The sequence below is a fragment of the Streptomyces sp. GD-15H genome (assembly GCF_045291515.1).
Lineage (GTDB): Bacteria > Actinomycetota > Actinomycetes > Streptomycetales > Streptomycetaceae > Streptomyces.
Map to the genome: position 1 here is coordinate 156,158 of NZ_CP149447.1, position 16,621 is coordinate 172,778.

General features: G+C 69.5%; 15 protein-coding genes and 3 pseudogenes. 6 read left to right on the plus strand and 12 right to left on the minus strand.

Annotated elements, in window-relative coordinates; genetic code table 11:
• Nucleotides 1-1,067: 1,067 nt before the first annotated feature.
• Nucleotides 1,068-2,465 (minus strand): annotated as a pseudogene (locus tag WJ438_RS00785) (IS1380 family transposase); the annotation flags it as partial.
• Nucleotides 2,466-2,625: 160 nt separating this feature from the next.
• Nucleotides 2,626-2,874 carry a hypothetical protein gene (locus WJ438_RS00790; RefSeq protein WP_406723510.1) on the minus strand — a complete coding sequence of 83 codons (249 nt, stop codon included), beginning with the start codon at nt 2,872-2,874 and terminating at the stop codon, nt 2,626-2,628.
• 376 nt (nt 2,875-3,250) lie between these two features.
• On the opposite strand from WJ438_RS00790, the gene WJ438_RS00795 reads away from it, so the two are divergent.
• Nucleotides 3,251-4,219, plus strand: coding sequence for a hypothetical protein (locus tag WJ438_RS00795; protein ID WP_406723511.1), 969 nt, complete (start codon nt 3,251-3,253; stop codon nt 4,217-4,219).
• A 350-nt stretch (nt 4,220-4,569) separates the two neighbouring features.
• Here WJ438_RS00795 and WJ438_RS00800 read toward each other — a convergent pair whose 3' ends face one another.
• On the minus strand, nt 4,570-5,241 hold the full coding sequence (locus WJ438_RS00800; RefSeq protein ID WP_406723512.1) for a recombinase family protein: 672 nt from the start codon (nt 5,239-5,241) through the stop codon (nt 4,570-4,572).
• A 125-nt stretch (nt 5,242-5,366) separates the two neighbouring features.
• Complete coding sequence (locus WJ438_RS00805; protein WP_406729964.1) at nt 5,367-5,693, minus strand: hypothetical protein; 327 nt, start codon at nt 5,691-5,693, stop codon at nt 5,367-5,369.
• Here WJ438_RS00805 and WJ438_RS00810 point away from each other — a divergent pair.
• Nucleotides 5,631-6,344, plus strand: coding sequence for an IS6 family transposase (locus tag WJ438_RS00810; RefSeq protein WP_406723513.1), 714 nt, complete (start codon nt 5,631-5,633; stop codon nt 6,342-6,344). The two genes, WJ438_RS00805 and WJ438_RS00810, sit on opposite strands and share 63 nt — an antisense overlap.
• Here WJ438_RS00810 and WJ438_RS00815 read toward each other — a convergent pair.
• Entirely contained in the window at nt 6,331-6,756 is a 426-nt protein-coding gene (locus tag WJ438_RS00815; protein ID WP_406723514.1) for a DUF4279 domain-containing protein, read from the minus strand. The two genes, WJ438_RS00810 and WJ438_RS00815, sit on opposite strands and share 14 nt — an antisense overlap.
• A 176-nt stretch (nt 6,757-6,932) precedes the next feature.
• Here WJ438_RS00815 and WJ438_RS00820 point away from each other — a divergent pair, with 176 nt between their 5' ends.
• The gene (locus WJ438_RS00820; protein ID WP_406723515.1) at nt 6,933-7,121 is read left to right on the plus strand and encodes a hypothetical protein; all 189 of its coding nucleotides are present in this window, start codon (nt 6,933-6,935) and stop codon (nt 7,119-7,121) included.
• A gap of 499 nt (nt 7,122-7,620) precedes the next feature.
• Nucleotides 7,621-7,842: pseudogene (locus WJ438_RS00825) on the plus strand (four-helix bundle copper-binding protein); the annotation flags it as partial.
• Nucleotides 7,843-7,953: 111 nt separating this feature from the next.
• Here WJ438_RS00825 and WJ438_RS00830 read toward each other — a convergent pair.
• From WJ438_RS00830 to WJ438_RS00860, 7 genes and pseudogenes are all read right to left on the minus strand, one after another.
• Nucleotides 7,954-8,103: a hypothetical protein gene (locus tag WJ438_RS00830; protein WP_406723516.1), complete on the minus strand. Its 150-nt coding sequence runs from the start codon at nt 8,101-8,103 to the stop codon at nt 7,954-7,956.
• Entirely contained in the window at nt 8,100-8,453 is a 354-nt protein-coding gene (locus WJ438_RS00835) for a glutaredoxin family protein (protein WP_406723517.1), read from the minus strand. The genes WJ438_RS00830 and WJ438_RS00835 overlap by 4 nt, the downstream gene beginning before the upstream one ends.
• A gap of 10 nt (nt 8,454-8,463) precedes the next feature.
• Nucleotides 8,464-9,921 carry an MFS transporter gene (locus tag WJ438_RS00840; RefSeq protein WP_406729548.1) on the minus strand — a complete coding sequence of 486 codons (1,458 nt, stop codon included), beginning with the start codon at nt 9,919-9,921 and terminating at the stop codon, nt 8,464-8,466.
• Nucleotides 9,922-10,416: 495 nt separating this feature from the next.
• Nucleotides 10,417-10,893 (minus strand): DUF2752 domain-containing protein, encoded by a 477-nt coding sequence (locus WJ438_RS00845; RefSeq protein ID WP_406723518.1) that lies wholly within the window; start codon nt 10,891-10,893, stop codon nt 10,417-10,419.
• A 534-nt stretch (nt 10,894-11,427) separates the two neighbouring features.
• The gene (locus WJ438_RS00850) at nt 11,428-12,141 is read right to left on the minus strand and encodes an IS6 family transposase (RefSeq protein WP_406723519.1); all 714 of its coding nucleotides are present in this window, start codon (nt 12,139-12,141) and stop codon (nt 11,428-11,430) included.
• 145 nt (nt 12,142-12,286) lie between these two features.
• Nucleotides 12,287-12,568 (minus strand): metal-sensitive transcriptional regulator, encoded by a 282-nt coding sequence (locus WJ438_RS00855; protein WP_351366409.1) that lies wholly within the window; start codon nt 12,566-12,568, stop codon nt 12,287-12,289.
• Between the two features lie 254 nt (nt 12,569-12,822).
• A pseudogene (locus WJ438_RS00860) lies at nt 12,823-13,781 on the minus strand (hypothetical protein).
• A gap of 182 nt (nt 13,782-13,963) precedes the next feature.
• On the opposite strand from WJ438_RS00860, the gene WJ438_RS00865 reads away from it, so the two are divergent.
• Together WJ438_RS00865 and WJ438_RS00870 are read left to right on the plus strand one after the other, a co-directional pair.
• On the plus strand, nt 13,964-14,242 hold the full coding sequence (locus tag WJ438_RS00865; protein ID WP_406723520.1) for a heavy-metal-associated domain-containing protein: 279 nt from the start codon (nt 13,964-13,966) through the stop codon (nt 14,240-14,242).
• A gap of 79 nt (nt 14,243-14,321) precedes the next feature.
• Nucleotides 14,322-16,592, plus strand: a complete 2,271-nt coding sequence (locus WJ438_RS00870; protein WP_406723521.1) for a heavy metal translocating P-type ATPase — start codon at nt 14,322-14,324, stop codon at nt 16,590-16,592.
• Nucleotides 16,593-16,621 lie beyond the last annotated feature (29 nt).

A 16,621-nucleotide genomic window follows, 5' to 3' on the forward strand; every position in this document is an offset into this window, starting at 1 on the left:
GACGGAGCATTAGGCACATCATGCCGAACGGCCCGATCAGCTGTCGACAAACTTCGGTGTCGACGACGCTGCCGTCCTCGAGCGCTGGCGGGTACTCGACGGCGAACAGGCTCTCGTCGAGGCGCTCGGCGAGAGCTGACAGGTCGACGGGCTGCTCGTCACAACGTCGGCTGGTTCCGGGGCACACCCCTCGGTGCTGAACGGCGCGCGTTTGCCGCGAGCAGTTCGGCGCCTGCAGCAGCTTGTGAACGTGCTGACAGAGGACAGGCCAACGGAACGACGGCCTGCGGACTCATTCGAAGTGGTGGCTCGACACTCGTCGTCACCATGCCGACTCGGTCACGCCCGCTTGATGCCGGCGCGACGAGCGCTGAGGACGGACCGCGCGTCCCTGACACGTCTTTGCCTCACATGCCCGCGCCCCGCAGGCCAGCCAGCCCGCTCTGACCACCTGTCCGCGCTCCTGGGCGAGATCGGAGTCCCCGTTGCGGCCGCCCGCGGTGCCGCCATCCAATAGCAGCTCCTCGAACTACCTGCCCCCGTCGTCGCTGATGCTCTCGGCTACCACGACAAGGTGGCCCTGGAGCCCTAGCCCAGACACCAGTCGCAAAGTAAGTCGTGGGTAGCCGGAGGAACTCCATTTCGCCGGCGGTGTGGTCAGAGTGGGTCGGCCCGTTCCGCTACCGGCCGACGGCTGTGGGCCGGTAAGGTGACGCCCAGGCCCTTTCTCAAGCTCACCGGCCCCTGGCTCAGCCGGGGACTGGCCAGTTGAGAGGGGAAGTTCCTTGAACAGTGAGAAGCAGCACCAGTGGTCCCGCCTTCGTCGCGGAGCCATGAAGGTCGCATCCAGCGTGGTGACGGGTGTACTCGTCCAAGTCATCGCCCACTGGCTCGGCCTGTAACACCGAGGAAGGGCTTAGCCTCGATCCACCGACGTAGTCTGAAGTTGATCTTCTGGTGGGTCTCCGGGCCGGTGGCTGGGTGCGGGCAGGTGGTATCCGCTGGTCTGCCCAGCATTTCCACGGTTCGGTTCCGGTCGGGCCCTTGCGGACGGGGCGGACAGGGACTGTTCGTATCAGCGCAGGCCCGTGGGCGGTGGAGAACAGGTGTGTCCAGGCGGGCTGCCAGGGCCAGTTGTGCGGCAGGTGCAGGGTGATGCGGCGGGCGGAGCGGGCGATCCGGGCCGGAACGTGGACCAGGTGGGTACGGATCGTGGCGGTGGTGGCCCTGGCGTGGAACGCGGAGGCCAAGGAACCGGTGGCCCGCAGCAGGTTGTAGGTCATCGCCCACAGGGTGAGCCAGGCGGCGTTGGCATGGAAGTGCCCGGACGGCAGGTGGGCCAGTGCCCCGGCCTTGCTGTCCGCGATGACCTGCTCGATGACCGCGTGGTGGCGGTGTTCCCGCTCGGCCTGGAGGGTTTGTGCGGGCTGGTCGGTGAAGAAGGGGTGGTAGCGCCATACGGGAAACAACTCGCCCTGCGCACCCACGACGGCGGGTTTGGCCAGGTCACGGACCCGACGCACGATCAGCCGCGCGGTGACCCGCTCCGCTTTCCTGCGGCCGGCGAACGCGGTGTAGGCGGGTATCTCGGCGACCTCGGCGTCCGAGATGAGGTCACCGGTCTCGGGATCGGGCACCGCGGTCGGGTACGTGATCGGCTGCCAGGCCTGGTCGGGGATGCCGAGGACGGCCCGCTTGACGGAGGGGTTCATGCCGGTGGTGATCGAGAAGTGGGCGCCGGCCCGGCGGCAGGCGGCGATCACCCCGGCGTTGTAGAACTGCGAGTCCGCGCGCAGGATCCGGGTGCCGGTGCAGCCCGCCTCGACGGCGGTGGCCAGGGCCTCACTGACGAACTTCGGGGCCCCACGGGAATCGGCCGCCTTGCCCCGGCGCATCCGCACTCCGGCGATCACCGGCCGGGAATGCGGGGTGCAGACCGTGGCGAGCAGGGGGTGCAGGGTGCGGATGCCCCTGAACCGGCCGTACTCGGCGCCCTGCTTGGCCCGGCCGTAGACCCGCTTGTGGGTGGAGTCGACGTCGATGAACGCCTTCTCGCCGGAGCCGGGAAGCAGCGGGGTGTGCGCGGCCAGTTGACCGAGGAACCTGCGGTGCACGGCGTGGAGTTGGAGGGCGTGACCGTGGGTGAACGCGCGCAGGAACGTGCCCAGCGTGGACGGCGCACGGACCCCTTGGAACAGGGCCGGCAGCGCGCCGTGCCGCAGGGTGTGGAGGTCGTCAATGCTGTTCGCACCGGCGGCCATGCCGGCCACGATGCTGCTGACCTTGGCGTCCGCCGCGGCACCCGCCCCGTTCTTCGCCCCGGTCAGCTTCACCCTCTCCGCCACCAGCCGCGACAGCCCGCACCGCTCGGCCAGCCGCAGCACCGGAACCAGCCCGGCCTGCGCGACCAGGTTCGGGTCATCGAACGCAGCGGAGACCGCCGCTGGGGTATGGGAAACTTGCATCTCGGAAGTGCCTTGCCGATCGTGCGTACTGGAAGCCTCAAGAACTCCCATCATCGCAGGTCACAAGGCACTTCCTCGTTTCTCGAAGAGTCATCCACAGCCATCAGGTCGGTGGATTCAGGCTTAGGGCCACCCGGGAAGTACACCGGGCCCCGCCCTCTCAGTAGTCGCCGTCGAAGCCCCACACGTTGAGGGTGTCGCCACAGCAGGCCGGGCACATGCACCGGCAGGAGTTCTCCCGACCCGTGCACGGCCCCGGCCGCCCCTTCTCGCCGTCCTGATGCGCCAGCCTTCCCGGGCAGTACGGGCCCAGCTCGGGGCAGTCGGCCACGGCCATCTCATGGGTGTCGCACCACGTCGTCATGGCGGTTGCCAGCTGCACCTCGTCCTTCGCGCCGGTGTAGCGCATTGCCTGGTCGTCCCACAGGCACAACGCCTCTACACCGGGGGCGGATAGGAAGGCGTCGGCTCCCCAGGAATGGTCATCCAGGTGCGCTCGTCCAGGGCCCGCCAGTCGATCCACCGTTTCTCGTACTGACTGCGGGGGTTGTATTGCGGTTGGTGACGATCCTGCTGGCTCATTCCGTGCCTGATCGGACTGACGGCTCGTTGTACGGGGCACCGACCGTCTTACCGTTCCGGTCGCGGGTGGGTGCTGGATGTCGATGCAGCCGAGGCCGTGGCCACGGATTCCGGACGTGACCGCGCAGGTGGCGCGGTGCCGGCGGACCTGGGAGGCCCCGGGATCTCCGCTTTGGCCGCCTTGTCCGATAACCTGACCGACCATGCCCATATCACTTGATCGCCGCCGCCGTACCGCCGGGGCTCCGGCCCGAAGATCGGCCGCCGTCGCCGCCGTATCCGGTCTGCTGCTCACCACCGGCTGTTTTCTTACCTCCGGCTCGGGATCCGACTCCGAGGACGCCTCAGGACTGTCCGCGGCGCTCGGGAAGGTCTCGTCCGAGCATGGGACACCGATCGTCGAGTACACGGACAGCGCGAGGCTTCGGGAGCTGACGAAGGAGGACCCGAAGAGGTTCGCCGTCTTCCGGTCGTTCACCGATCCGATGCTCTCCACCGAGCTCAGCAGCTCGGCTGCCTCGAAATACGGGATCGACCCGGACAAGATCGAAGAAAGGTTGAAGAACACGCCGGCCGACTTCCCGGTCAGCGCCGGTTACTGGCGTGGCGCCTTCGACTCCGAGTCGATCACCAAGAAGCTCAAGGCCGAAGGGCGTCCGGAGCGCGAGCAGGGCGGGGCGACGGTCTGGGTCGGACACGAGAAGAGCCAGATGGACTTCGAGGTGTCCGACCAGGAGTTCACCTACGTCAATCCGGTGGGTACCCGGGTGTTCCACCCCGCCGACGGCAAGGCGCTCGCCGACAAGGCCGAGTACCGGCAGCTTGTCGCCTGTCTTGGCGACGTCTACTGGGTGAGCATCGAACCGCGCCAGGGCGGCAAGGAGCTCTCGCACCTGGCGATCGGCCAGCTCGCCCGGTCCGCAGACGACACCTCCGGAGTCGTCTGCGCGGTCGCCCGCAGCAGGGAGTCCGCGCTGAAGGGCTCCGAGACCGTCAAGGCCGTGCTCAAGAGCCAGCCGCAGTATGAGGGGTCTGAGGTGACGGTCCTCGAGGGGGACGAGGGGGAAGGGCAGCCATCCGTGGTGAAGGTGACCGTTCCCGACAATCCGGACGACAAGAAGGTCGGCAAGATCATGCGCGGCCCGCTGCTGGAGGCGCTGCTGAAACTGTGACCGGGGCCGGGTATGCGCCGGTGAACACCGCCCGCGGCGACAGGCCGTGGGCGGGGCCAGACGTACGGGGGGCCAGGGCCCGACGGACAGATGGCCAGAGCGACGCCCTTGCGGCCCAGCAGTAGATGTTCGTCGTCACCCAGAAGCTGGTGGCGGTCGGCGTGAGGCGCCCATCGACATCCAGCACCCACCCGCGACCGGAACGGTAAGACGGTCGGTGCCCCGTACAACGAGCCGTCAGTCCGATCAGGCACGGAATAAGCCAGCAGGATCGGTGACAGGGTTCTTACCGGGGTGTGAGTAGTTGCGGTACAGAAAGTGCCGTTGAGATTGATCTTGCTGGAGTTGGGCTACCGCGTGGGCGCTTCGAGCTGGCGGGGGACGGCGCCAGCGCGTAGTTCGCGTAGGTCCGGGATGTGGTTGTAGAGGGTGCCCGGGGAGACGCCGAGGAGTTTGGCGATCGAGGTGATGGAGCGGCCGGGGTCGGGGAGCAGGTCGCGTGCGGCGCGGATGATCTCCTCGGTGGCGACGCTGGGGCGTCCGCCGACCCGGCCGCGGGCGCGGGCAGCGGCCAGGCCCTCCTTGGTGCCGATGACGATGAGTTCGCGGATGAACTCGGCGAGCGCGGCGAAGACGTGGAAGACGAGGCGACCACCGGGGGTGGTGGTGTCGAGGTTCTCGTGCAGTGAGGTGAAGCCGATACCGCGCTGGCGCAGCTCGGCAACCATGTTGATGAGGTCCTGGAGGCTGCGGCCGTAGCGGTCGAGCGAGGGGACCACGAGCGTGTCGCCCGCGTCGAGGAACGCGTGGCACGCCTTCAGCTCGGGGCGGAGCGCGTCCTTGCCGGACTTCTTGTCCGCGAAGATCTTCCGGCATCCGGCGACGGTGAGCGCGTCGAGCTGCCGCTCCAGTTTCTGCCCGCCGGTCGACACCCGGGCGTACCCGATCTTGATCTCGGTACGTACGAGCGGCTCGGCGACGAGGACGTCCGCGTCGTCCGCTGGCCCCTGAGTGGTCGTCATGGCCCCGGATCATGTCAGAAAACGGCAGTCCGGGGTTCTTGAACGCCCGAGGTTTTTGAAGGGTTTTCTGAAGGCCCGGAGGGCGTTGGGTACCCCTTCGGGAGGGATCTTCAGAAAACGAACGTTTATTGAAGATCGGGTGCCGGGCGGAGCAGCCCTGTGCGGAAGAGGCCAGCGGCGGCGTCCTCGATGTCGGCGCGGGCGGTGGACGGGAAGACGTACCGCCGGTGGGTGTTCGCGACCACCGCCCGCTCCAGGTCACCGTCGGCCGATACCGATTGGAAGATCTCCAGGCACTCGGTCCCGAACAGCACGCCGGACGGCGTTGTCAGGTTCGGCTCGGGCCGTGGGATGATCTTGGTGTAGATCGTCGTGAGGAGAGGCTGCGGGTGGAGAGCGGGACGGCACCGTCGTACCGGGGTTACCGGTTTCCGCCCGAGGTAATCGGTCACGCGGTGTGGCCGTATCACCGTTTCCCGCTCTCCTGCCGGGAGGTCGAGGAGCTCCTCCTGGAACGCGGCATCGTGGTCTCCTACGAGACGGTCCGGGCCTGGTGCGCCGCGCTCGGCCCCGCCTACGCCGCGCAGGTGCGCCGCCGGCGGCCGCGTCCCGGCGACACATGGCATCTGGATGAGGTGTTCATCAAGGTCAACGGGAAGATGCGGTACCCGTGGCGCGCGGTCGACCAGGACGGCAACGTCCTCGACGTTCTCGTCCAGGATCGCCGCGATACGGCCGCAGCCAGGCGCTTCTTCCGCAAGCTCCTCAAGGACCTCGAGTACGTACCCCGCGTGATCGTCACGGACAGGCTCCGCAGCTACGGTGCCGCCCACCGCGAGGTCATGCCGTCGGTCGAGCACCGCAGTTCGACGTACTTGAACAACAGGGCCGAGAACAGTCATCAGCCCACGAGGCAGCGCGAGCGCGCTATGAAGGGCTTCCGCTCCAGCGGAGCGGCCCAGCGGTTCCTTGCCGCCTTCAGCCGGATCTCCGGCCACTTCCGGCCCCGACGCCATCTGATCACAGCGAGTGACTACCGCACCGAGATGACCGAACGGTTCCGCATCTGGAGGACCGTCACCGGAGCCCTCACGACCGCCTGACCAGGATGCCCCCGGCCCGGCCGAACGCACCTCCAGCACACCTCAACTCGCCTGCCACAACAGCAACTTGACAACACCAGATGCCTTTCTGCTGCGGGTCGTGGAGGTCTCTGATCTCCTGGACGATCTCCAGGGAGACGGCGGCCTCCCCGGAGTCGGCGAGTCGCCCGAGGGCAGCGGCGAGCTCCGGCCCCCATCCGACGACCACCGGCTCCAGCTCCTCCGGCCGCGCGCAGCCGTCCGCCGCCCCGACACGGCGGATCCAGGTCGCATGCACCCGCGGAGGCGACTGCGGGTGTCGGCGACTTCCGAGCGATGTCGACTCGTCGGGCTCCGCCCCCAGTCTCTGGGAGATCTCCTCCGGCGGCAGAGCCTGGCTGACCACCCTGAGGTACATGCGAAACGCGCTCATGGCACGTACCGGTAACTCGCCGGAACCAAGATCTCTCCATCCTTGCGTACCAGAATGCGTCGACGGCGATCTGCCGCCTGCGGGACCGCGCCCCGGCCCGCCACCCCACCCCGCCGGCCGCACGATCGCGCAGCACCGCCCCAGGCCAGCAGCAGGCCCCCGCCGCACACGACCGAATGAAAACCGCGGAAACCCCGGACAACCAGCGACACCGCACCGCCGCACCGCCGCACCGCCGCACCGCCGCACCGCCGCACCGCCGCACCGGCGGAGCCGACGCCGACCAGGCCGCCTATCCGCACGACACGCCCGTGACCCAGCACAACGCCATCAACCCCAGGTTCCGCAGAAGTCGGCCCGCCTAGCGACACAAAGTGGGCTGTGACCTGCGACTTCACCACCTCCTGTCCGAATTGCCCGTGTCACTAGGCGTTGACATCTCCGCTGGTCAGGGAACTGACGAGACGGGCATCCTCCTCCGACAATGCCGTGAGAAGCGAGGGACTTTCGCAACCTCTCATCCCTTTTGTGGGCCTACCTCGGCGCAGCGTGACTGGGCTCAAAGCGCGCTACGTGATCGAGTAGCGTGGGGGCAAGCCCCAGCATCAAGGGGCTACTTGGCGGTCGTCAACGCGCTGACCAGCGAGAATGCCAGCCCCTAGTGACACGCCTTCTCTCTATACCTCGCTGCATCCTCCCTGGTCAGCCCGCATTTTGTTGCTCTAGGTGACGGGAGTTCTGCGGAACTCGGGTCAACCGTCACCACACAAACGACAAGCCCCGCGCAACAACCGCAGCTCAACCGCCCGCGACCAGTGACACCCCATGACACCACCCCACTGACAAACCAACGACGCCCATCACTGTGCGGACATCTGCGAGGCCACCGGCAAGATCCTCTCCCGGCACACCGGCTACGACGCCAACATCACCCGCACCCAGCTCCAGGCCTGCGCCATGGTCTGCAAGTCCTGCGCGGAGGAGTGCGAGCGCCACGCCGACATGCACGAGCACTGCCGGATCTGCGCCGAGGCGTGCCGCCGCTGCGAGCAGGCCTGCAATGAACTCCTCGCCACCCTGGGCTGAAGCCTCGCCGATCCCCGGACGGACCGTGAAGGTGCCGTGTCCGGGGACGGACGGAGGGGCCGCCACGACGATGTCGTCGTGGCGGCCCCTCCGTCACCGGCCCGGGAACCGTCAGGACGAGCAGGTGTTCTTCCGAGCGGGAGAGCGAGGTTGTTCCTGCGCCCGGCGGGCCATGGCGGTGAGCAGGCAGGCCAGCAGGCAGCGGGTGGCCGGATGGTTCGCCACACGGCGCAGGTCGGCGGCCGTCGGGATGGCCTTCACGTCGTCTCCTCCTTCTGCTCTGTACCGGCTGCGGTGGCGAGGCGGTCACGGAGGTGGTCGTCGGTGGGCTCGACGAGGACGGTGCCGTCGGCCAGGACGAGGGTGGGAACGCGGCGGGTGCCGCGTTGCAGGCGGTACACCGTCTTCGCGGCCTTCTTGTTGGTGTCGATGTCGTGATAGCGGTAGGCGACGCCGGCATGGTCGAGTCGGGCCAGGACCTCTGTCACCTGCGGGCACCAGGCGGTGCCGTAGACCTCGATCTCCTGCACGGAGGACTCCCAAAGGTGCGGGTGCCGCCGGGCACGGACCGCGGGTCCGTGTTCGGCGGCACCGGTGGACGGATCGGACACGGGCGGGACGTCAGTGGACTTCGGCCGTCCGGGACTGCCCCTGCCCGGCCTCGGGCTCCGCGGTCGCTGCGGCGGGCGCGGGGCGCAGGGTGAGCCAGGCGATCAGGGCTCCGACGAGGGCGATGACGGCGGCTCCGAGGAAGGCCGCGGAGAAGCCGTCGGTGAGTGCGCCGGGGTTGCCCAGTTCCTGGGCGCCGCGGGAGGCGGCCACCGCGGTCATGGCCGCCAGGCCGAGGGCGGAGCCCACCTGGTAGCTGGTGTTGACGATGCCGGAGGCCAGGCCGCCTTCCTCGGGGCGGGCGCTGGAGACGGCGGTTCCCAGCGAGGGGATGAACGCCAGGGACATGCCGGCCGCTGCCACCAGGGAGGCCGGCAGGACGTCGACCCAGAAGGTGCCGTCGGGGCGGACCAGGGACAGCCAGAACATTCCGGCGGCGAGCACCACCAGCCCCGCGACGACCAGCGGGTTGGGGCCGAAGCGGGCGATCAGGCGCGGTGCCAGCACGACCATCATGATCATGATGGCGACCGTCATCGGCAGCAGCGCCGAGCCGGAGGCGAACTCGCCCAGCCCCAGGACCTGCTGCAGGTAGAGGTTGAGGAAGAACCACATCGGGATCCAGGCGCCGGCCAGCAGCAGCTGGGCGATGTTGGCGGCGGCCAGGTTGGGGGCGCGCCAGATGCGCAGGGGCATCAGCGGTTCCTTGCGGCGGGCCTGGAGGACGACGAAGGCGACCAGCAGCAGCGCGCCGGCCCCCAGCATCAGCCAGGTCTGCGCCGTTCCCCAACCGGTCTCGGGGGCGCGGACGATGGCGTAGACGACGATGGCCAGACCAGCGGTGACGGTGGCGGCGCCGAAGACGTCGATCGCGCCGCGGCGGGCCGGGGCGGAGGGCATCAGGGCCGGGGTGACGGCCAGTACCAGGAGGGCGATGGGGATGTTGATGTAGAACACCCACGGCCAGCTGGCGTACTCGGTGATGACACCGCCGAGGAAGACCCCGGCGGTACCGCCGGCCGGAGCCGCGGCCCCGTAGAGAGCGAACGCCTTGGTGAGTTCCTTGGGGTTGGCTCCGAAGAGCATCATCAGCAGCGTCAGTGCGGAGGGCGCGATCAGCGCGGCACCGGCACCCTGCACGGCGCGCCCGACCAGTTCCACCCACACCTCACCGGCCAGACCAGCGATCAGTGAACCGGCGGCCAGCACGACCCATCCGGCACTGAACAGTCGCTTGGCGCCGAACAGGTCCGACAGCCGACCCCCGAGCAGGAGGAGCCCGCCGAAGGCGATGACGTAGGCGTTGAAGACCCACGACAGGTTCTCCTGGGAGAACCCGAGGTCGACCTGCATCTGAGGCAGCGCCACACCGATGATCGAGGTGTCCATAATCACCATGAACTGGGCCAGGGCGATCACCCAGAGCGCCTTCCAGCGCCGCGGATTCGGTGGGGACGAGGTAGACGACATCATTTACTCCTATACCGGAGGGGGGTATGTCTCGAGCATCAAAAGGTACCCCCTGGGGGTATGTGTTGGCCAGTCCGATCGCAAGAAAAACTCCGCGCCGGGGGTGTGAACGGGCGAGGAGGCGCGTCCGGACCGCTTCCGGCCCCCGCTCCGCACCACCGGCTGGGCCTGTGAACGCCTCATCCGGCCGGGTGACAGCGCCGAGCCGTCAGAGCGGCTCTTTCGCATGAGTGCCGGAGGTGGCTGGCGGAGCGTCCCCTGTCACCATCGCAGCGGAACACCGCACCGCCGTCGAGCATCTGGGGCGGTCGCCCTCATCGCCCGGTGCGAGAGGCCGAACGAGGAGAACCATCTCGTGCGTCGACCAGGTGCGAACCCACGTGGCACACGGTCACAGGGCGTGCCGTCGGCTTGATACGGGCTCCGGGCGACACGGTGATCACCATCTTCGGCAGGGGTGGCGGAGCCGTGACACCCGTGGTCGCACGCCCGTCGTCAGGACGGATCGGCTCGCCGCCGTGAGCGCAACCGCACGGCCAGGACGATCACGATCAGCGGCGCGGCAGCCGCGTACAGAAGCAGCCCGGTCGGCGTTCCGCTCTCCGGACCGGTGCGCAGCAGGTCGGCGTGCGCCTGCTGGTTGATCGTCAGAGCCGTCAGGGGCAGCAGCGCCAGGAGGAGGGCGGCCCGGCGGTGGGTCACCCGCAGGTTCAGCCATCGGCCGCTCACACGGCCGACGGTTTCACGCGCCAGCGCGAGAACGGCTCCCGGGACGAGCACGAGACTGAGTGGGTTGTAGCGCCACGCCTCCTCCAGTCGTCCCAACGGCATCGCGTGCGCGCCACGGGTCCCGCCGCACAGCGGTCCCATCACCCCCAAGTAGTGCAGCGGCCCGTGCAGATCCACCGGAGGCAGTCCGACGACGGCCAGCACCGCGCCCGCGGTGATACCGACAGCCGCCAGGGGGCCCATCCACCGATGGCGGTCCCGGTCCTCCCAGACCGGACGGCACGGCAGCCACTGTCGTCCGCGTCCACTCGTCACACGTTCTCCAGGGGTACCGGTCGCCGGCTCCGCACCCATCCCGGCACGGCTTGTCCGGAACCATTGTCGGCACCGGTCGGTTTCGCTCACCCGTCGGGGTGCTCCCACGGCGCGGGGGCGGGACCGAGACGGCCGCCCCGTCCCTGGGATCACATCCTTGGAGAACGTCACGGTCCGGGGCGATCAGCGCGATGCCCGCAGCCGGGGCCTCGTGCCGTGCGGCAACAACAGTGTCGATTCTGCCGCTCCGCACCGCCCTGCGGTGCGGCCTCGGTGGGCACAAGGCCGGGCGCAGACGTGCCGCTGGAGAACACCCTGCGGCACCCCCGCACCGCCTCGGACGACGAACGGCGTAGGTTGTGACCGGCCGCGAACACTCCGGCCGGTGTTGTCAAGTTGCTGTTGTGGCAGGCGAGTTGAGGTGTGCTGGAGGTGCGTTCGGCCGGGCCGGGGGCATCCTGGTCAGGCGGTCGTGAGGGCTCCGGTGACGGTCCTCCAGATGCGGAACCGTTCGGTCATCTCGGTGCGGTAGTCACTCGCTGTGATCAGATGGCGTCGGGGCCGGAAGTGGCCGGAGATCCGGCTGAAGGCGGCAAGGAACCGCCGGGCCGCTCCGCTGGAGCGGAAGCCCTTCATCGCGCGCTCGCGCTGCCTCGTGGGCTGATGACTGTTCTCGGCCCTGTTGTTCACGTACGTCGAACTGCGGTGCTCGACCGACGGCATGACCTCGCGGTGGGCGGCACCGTAGCTGCGGAGCCTGTCCGTGACGATCACGCGGGGTACGTACTCGAGGTCCTTGAGGAGCTTGCGGAAGAAGCGCCTGGCTGCGGCCGTATCGCGGCGATCCTGGACGAGAACGTCGAGGACGTTGCCGTCCTGGTCGACCGCGCGCCACGGGTACCGCATCTTCCCGTTGACCTTGATGAACACCTCATCCAGATGCCATGTGTCGCCGGGACGCGGCCGCCGGCGGCGCACCTGCGCGGCGTAGGCGGGGCCGAGCGCGGCGCACCAGGCCCGGACCGTCTCGTAGGAGACCACGATGCCGCGTTCCAGGAGGAGCTCCTCGACCTCCCGGCAGGAGAGCGGGAAACGGTGATACGGCCACACCGCGTGACCGATTACCTCGGGCGGAAACCGGTAACCCCGGTACGACGGTGCCGTCCCGCTCTCCACCCGCAGCCTCTCCTCACGACGATCTACACCAAGATCATCCCACGGCCCGAGCCGAACCTGACAACGCCGTCCGGCGTGCGCTGGGTCAGGGGCGTAAGCGCGAGAGCCAGGAGCTGCTGGGTGAGGGCTTGGGTGACGGGAGCGTCTAGGAGCGCACGAGGCGTGCGATGGCGTCGCGGGCTTCCTTCAGCTTGAGGTCTCCGTCTTCGCCGCCTTCGGCCACGGCGGTCCGTACGCAGGTGTCCATGTGCTCGTCGAGCATCTGCAGGGCGAAGGACTGCAGGGCGCGTGTGGTGGCGGAGACCTGGGTGAGGACGTCGATGCAGTAGGTGTCTTCTTCCACCATGCGCTGCAGTCCCCGGACCTGTCCTTCGATCCGGCGGAGCCGCTTGAGTACGTCATCCTTGTGGTTGCTGTAGCTGACCATCGCCTTGTCCCTCGTGTCTTGTCGCGTGTCTCGTTGTGCGAAGGCGGCTGTTCCCGCCGGCGTCTTGGCCGCCGTAGGCGGTTGCCCTCGCAGATCAGGCAGGTCTTCGCTCTGCGGCCGAACCACTCAGCATACCCCCGGCCCGTATGCAGCTGGGTGTCTAAGTCCAGCCGAGCCGCGCCGGTCCGCAGGGGCGTCCCGTCCCGGGCCGGGCCGTCAGGACGGACCCGCATCGACGGTGCTCGCCCGATGGGTCAGTGCTGGTGATTGCCGTGCTCCTCGCCGTCCGCCGGTTCCGGTGCGCCGGCGGTTCGGTCGGCCTGGACGGTGAAGGCTGCGGTGCGGACGGTGCCGTTGTGCTGGAAGTCCAGGAAGAGGCGGTAGGTGCCCGCGCTGGGCGCGGTGGCGGTGAAGGAGATGGAGGGGCCGGGCTTGGTGGTGCCGTCGCCGGGTTCGCCGTTGGGGTGGACGTGGAGGTAGGCGAGGTCACCGGAGCGCAGGGCGACCAGGTGGCCGTAGGCGCCCAGGTAGGGCTGAAGGTCGGTGACCGGGCGGCCGTCCCGGTTGACGGTGAGGGCGAGTTCGGCCGCCTTGCCGGGGCGCAGGTCGCCGTCGAGGGTGACGGTGTAGCCGTCGACGGTGGCGGCGGTGGCGGGTTCGGGCAGGGCGGGGGCCTTATAGGTGCCGGCGGCGGCGAGGTCGGCGCCCAGGTGAGGTTGGTGGCGCCTTCGGTGGCTGGGGTGAAGTCGGCGAAGACGCGGTAGGAGCCGGCGGCGGGCAGGGTGACGGGGGTGCTCCAGGTGCCGTCGGCGGCCCGGGTGGGGTGCAGGTGCCGGTAGGTGACCAGGTCGCGTGAGGCGAGGATGAGGTGCAGTTCCTTGCCGTGCTCGCGGCGGTAGGTGGTGACCTGCCGCCCCTCCTGGTCGCGGATGGCGAAGCGGAGCTCGTTCTTCTCTCCCGCGGTGAGGCGGGGGGTCTTCAGGTCGAGGGTGTATCCGGCCTGGGAGATCTGCAGGCCTGCGGGCGTTGTGTCCGCGTGGCCGCTGTGTCCGCCGGCGCTGCGGCCGGGGGATGCCGGCCGGTTGTGCCCGGCGTGGGCTGCCGGCTCCGGGTCGGAGGCGAGGGGGCCGGTGGCCGCGCCGACACCGTAGGCGGCGGCGAAGGTCGCCGCGACGGCGGCGGTGAAAGCAGTGATCTTGACGCCGGTGTTCATGATGGGCCCTTTCTCGGCGGTGTCGCCGCGTTCCTTGGCCAACACCCCTGACTATATACCCCCTAGGGGTATCCGCAAATGATCCGCAGGCGTTTGCCAAATATACCGGGTGGGGGTATATCTAGTGCGTCAGCGGTACCCCCCTGGGGTACACCAGTGATCGCATCCTCCGGGAGGAACCCATGTCCTGCTGCACCCCCGACGGCAGCTGCTCCACCAACGCCGCCACGGCTGCGGCCACCGAGGGCACCACCACCGTCTACAACGTCTCCGGGATGACGTGCGGGCACTGCAAGGCCACGCTCACCAAGGAGATCGGCGCCCTGGACGGCGTCCTGGCGGTCGACGTCGACCTGGAGACCGGCCAGGTCGCCGTCACCAGCTCCGGCGAGCCCGACGAGGCGCTGCTGGCGAAGGTCGTCGACGACGCCGGCTACGAGCTCACCGGCCGCGCGGCCTGACGGCTCTGCTTGTCTGCCGGGCCCGCCCGCGGGCCCGGCCCTCTTCTTCCCCTTGCCCCACCCAGTCCCAGGAGCAGTGATGGCTACCACGGTCCCCGACACAGCCGAGGTCGAACTCGCGATCGGCGGCATGACCTGCGCCTCGTGCGCCGCCCGGATCGAGAAGAAACTGAACCGGATGGAGGGGGTCAGCGCCACCGTCAACTACGCCACCGAGAAGGCCAAAGTCACGTTCCGCCCCGACCTCGACGTCGCGGACCTGATCGCCACGGTGGAGGCCACCGGCTACACCGCCCGCCAGCCCGAACCGGACCCCGCGCCCGGCGCGGCCGGTGGCGGTCAGGGCGGCGCGCCGGGCCAGGAGACGCAAGGCGATGAGCTGCGGCCGCTGCGGCAGCGGCTGGTCACGGCCGTGGTGCTCGCCGTCCCGGTGATCGCGATGGCGATGGTGCCGGCCTGGCAGTTCGAGTACTGGCAGTGGCTCTCGCTCACCCTGGCGGCGCCCGTGGTGACGTACGCCGCCTGGCCCTTCCACCGTGCCGCGTTCACCAACGCGCGGCACGGCGCGGCCACCATGGACACGCTGATCTCGGTCGGTACGTCGGCGGCGTTCCTGTGGTCGCTGTGGGCGCTGTTCTTCGGCACCGCCGGCACCCCCGGCATGACCCACCCGTTCGAGCTGACCATCGCCCGCAGCGACGGCGCGGGCAACATCTACCTCGAGGCCGCCGCCGGCGTGACCGCCTTCATCCTGGCCGGCCGCTACTTCGAGGCCCGTTCCAAGCGCAAGGCCGGCGCCGCCCTGCGGGCCCTGCTCCAGCTGGGTGCGAAGGACGTCACCGTCCTGCGGGGCGGCCGGGAGGAGCAGATCCCGGTGGGCGAGCTGAGGGTCGGGGACCTGTTCCTGGTCCGGCCGGGCGAGAAGATCGCCACCGACGGCGCCGTCGTCGAGGGCACCTCCGCCGTGGACGCCTCCATGCTCACCGGCGAGTCCGTCCCCGTCGAGGTCGGCGCCGGGGACGCCGTCACCGGGGCGACCGTGAACGCCGGCGGCCGCCTGGTCGTGAAGGCCACCCGGGTCGGCGCCGACACCCAGCTCGCCCGCATGGCCAAGCTGGTCGAGGACGCGCAGAACGGCAAGGCCGCCGCCCAGCGGCTCGCCGACCGCATCTCCGGCGTTTTCGTCCCGGTCGTCATCGCCCTGGCGCTGGGCACCCTGGGCTTCTGGCTGGGCAACGGCGCCGGGCTGACGGCCGCGTTCACCGCCGCCGTCGCCGTCCTGATCATCGCCTGCCCCTGCGCCCTCGGCCTGGCCACCCCGACCGCGCTGATGGTCGGCACCGGGCGCGGCGCCCAGCTCGGCATCCTCATCAAGGGCCCGGAGGTTCTGGAGTCCACCCGCAAGGTCGACACCGTCGTCCTGGACAAGACCGGCACCGTCACCACCGGGAAGATGACCCTGCTCGCCGTCCACACCGCCGACGGCACCGACGAGACGGAAGTGCTGCGCCTGGCGGGCGCCCTGGAGCACGCCTCCGAGCACCCCATCGCCCAGGCGGTGGCCGCCGGCGCCGCCGACCGGGTCGGCGCCCTGCCGGCACCGGAGGATTTCGCCAACGTGCCCGGCCTGGGCGTGCAGGGCGTGGTCGACGGTCATGCGGTCCTGGTGGGCCGGACCAAGCTGCTCGCCGAGTGGACCATGGAACTGCCGGACGGCCTGGCGCGCGCCAAGGCGGACGCCGAGGCCGCGGGCCGCACCGCGATCGCGGTCGCCTGGGACGGTGAGGCAAGGGCGGTCCTGGAGGTCGCCGACGCGGTCAAAACCACCAGCGCCGAGGCCATCACCCGGCTGCGTGCCCTGGGCCTGACGCCGATCCTGCTCACCGGGGACAACAAGGCCGTCGCCGAGGCGGTGGCCGCCGAGGTCGGCATCGACGAGGTGATCGCCGAGGTCATGCCGCAGGACAAGGTCGATGTCGTCAAGCGGCTGCAGGGCGAGGGCCGTTCGGTGGCGATGGTCGGTGACGGCGTCAACGACGCCGCCGCGCTGGCCCAGGCCGACCTCGGGCTGGCCATGGGCACCGGCACCGACGCCGCCATCGAGGCCGGCGACCTCACCCTGGTCCGCGGCGACCTGCGTGCCGCGGCCGATGCGATCCGGCTGGCCCGCAGGACGCTGGGCACCATCAAGTCCAATTTGTTCTGGGCCTTCGCCTACAACGTCGCCGCCCTTCCGCTCGCCGCGGCCGGCCTGCTCAACCCGATGATCGCCGGCGCCGCGATGGCGTTCTCCTCGGTCTTCGTCGTCGGCAACAGCCTGCGCCTGCGCGGTTTCAAGGCCGCAAGCTGACACCATGCCCTCGCCGCACAGACGGGGGG

Coding starts and splice junctions, on each gene's coding strand:
- WJ438_RS00800 (WP_406723512.1), bottom strand. CDS start 5,241: ATGACGACCACTCAGGGGCCAGCGGACGACGCGGACGTCCTCGTCGCC.
- WJ438_RS00790 (WP_406723510.1), bottom strand. CDS start 2,874: ATGCGCTACACCGGCGCGAAGGACGAGGTGCAGCTGGCAACCGCCATG.
- WJ438_RS00795 (WP_406723511.1), top strand. CDS start 3,251: ATGCCCATATCACTTGATCGCCGCCGCCGTACCGCCGGGGCTCCGGCC.
- WJ438_RS00815 (WP_406723514.1), bottom strand. CDS start 6,756: ATGAGCGCGTTTCGCATGTACCTCAGGGTGGTCAGCCAGGCTCTGCCG.
- WJ438_RS00840 (WP_406729548.1), bottom strand. CDS start 9,921: ATGTCGTCTACCTCGTCCCCACCGAATCCGCGGCGCTGGAAGGCGCTC.
- WJ438_RS00820 (WP_406723515.1), top strand. CDS start 6,933: ATGAAAACCGCGGAAACCCCGGACAACCAGCGACACCGCACCGCCGCA.
- WJ438_RS00870 (WP_406723521.1), top strand. CDS start 14,322: ATGGCTACCACGGTCCCCGACACAGCCGAGGTCGAACTCGCGATCGGC.
- WJ438_RS00865 (WP_406723520.1), top strand. CDS start 13,964: ATGTCCTGCTGCACCCCCGACGGCAGCTGCTCCACCAACGCCGCCACG.
- WJ438_RS00845 (WP_406723518.1), bottom strand. CDS start 10,893: ATGGGCCCCCTGGCGGCTGTCGGTATCACCGCGGGCGCGGTGCTGGCC.
- WJ438_RS00855 (WP_351366409.1), bottom strand. CDS start 12,568: ATGGTCAGCTACAGCAACCACAAGGATGACGTACTCAAGCGGCTCCGC.